Raw genomic sequence first — 1489 nt, 5'->3', positions numbered from 1 at the left:
CGGCTAGTACGGCAGCCCGGGTTCGTTATGTAGATGACCGGCGATGAGTTCAGCCTGGGCTGGTCGGCGTGTCTGCGGGCATGCAGACGGCCGCCGGTTGATCATGCACTGTTTGTGAGGACAAGTGAAGATCGTGCGGCGGCCGCTGGGCACAGCGTAGACGCCGAGGGATGGCTGGCGGAGTTCGACACCGGGTTCGCGTGGATCGCGGGCCGGTTCTCGCGGGTGGAGCCGCGGCGGCAGGCCAGGTTGTTCCTGCTCGGCCTGCTGTCGGATGTGGACACGCGGTCGTGTTGGCAGTTGGCTGAGCAGGCTGGGGACGCATCGCCGCATGCGATGCAGCGGCTGTTGGGCGAGGCGGTCTGGGACGCCGACACGGTGCGTGACGACGTGCGGGGCTACGTGATCGACGCGTTCGGCGACCCGGCCGGGGTGTTGATCCTTGATGACACCGGTGACCTGAAGAAGGGCGTGCACACCGTCGGGGTGCAGCGGCAGTACACCGGCACCGCGGGGAGAGTGGAGAACGCGCAGGTCGCGGTCTACCTCGCCTATGCCGCACCAGGCGGCTACACGCTGATCGACCGGGCGGTCTACCTGCCCAAGGCGTGGACCGACGACCCCGATCGGTGCGCCGCCGCCGGCATCCCGGCTGATATCGAGTTCGCCACCAAGCTCGTCCTGGCCCGGCGGATGCTCACCCGCGCCCTCGAAGCGAACGTGCCTGCGGCATGGGCCACCGCGGATGAGGCCTACGGCGGTGATCGGCAGCTCCGCCGCGACCTGCAAGCCCGCGGGATCGGCTACGTCCTGGCCGTGGCGAAGAGCCACCGGGTCACCGCCCGCCCGGTCGACGGCCCGGTCCGCGCCGACCGGCTCGCCGCCGACCTGCCGAGCCGGGCGTGGAACCGGCTGTCCGCCGGAGCCGGGTCGAAAGGCGCCCGCGACTACGACTGGGCCTGGATCAGCATCACCCCGCCCGCCGACGAGACCCCGGGGCAGCACGCCCTGCTGATCCGCCGCCGGATCAGCGACGGCGAGCTGGCGTTCTACCGCTGCTGGTCACCCCAGCCAGTTCCGCTGCGCGTGCTGGTCAGGGTGGCCGGAACCCGATGGTCCATCGAGACCTGCTTCCAGACCGGCAAGACCATCGGCCTGGACGAACCCCAGGTACGCCGCTGGCACGCCTGGCACCGACACGTCACCCTCGTCATGCTCGCCCAGGCCATCCTGACCGTGATCGCCGCCCGCGAACACGACGACCGTCCCGCAGCCGACCAGACAGTGATCCCGTTGACCCTGCCCGAAATCCGCCACCTCTTCGCGAAGCTGATCACCAACACCGTCCACCCGATCAGCCACTGGCTGACCTGGTCACACTGGCGGCGCCAACACCAAGCACGCGCCCGGACCAGCCACTACCGCCGCCGCACCCAACCGATCCATCAACCGGCATCTACATAACGAACCCGGGCTGCCGTACTAGCCG

Annotated in this window: 1 protein-coding gene; it reads left to right on the top strand. The window is 69.5% G+C overall.

Annotation, left to right across the window (positions count from 1 at the left end):
- Window positions 1-33: 33 nt before the first annotated feature.
- A complete protein-coding gene (locus AB0I41_RS35190) occupies window positions 34-1464 on the top strand; it encodes an IS701 family transposase (RefSeq protein WP_357115816.1) in 1431 nt (476 codons plus the stop codon).
- The last annotated feature ends 25 nt before the right edge of the window (window positions 1465-1489 follow it).

The organism is Micromonospora sp. NPDC050200 (assembly GCF_040656135.1).
Classification (GTDB): Bacteria; Actinomycetota; Actinomycetes; order Mycobacteriales; family Micromonosporaceae; genus Micromonospora.
This window is presented reverse-complemented; position numbering and strand designations above follow the sequence as displayed.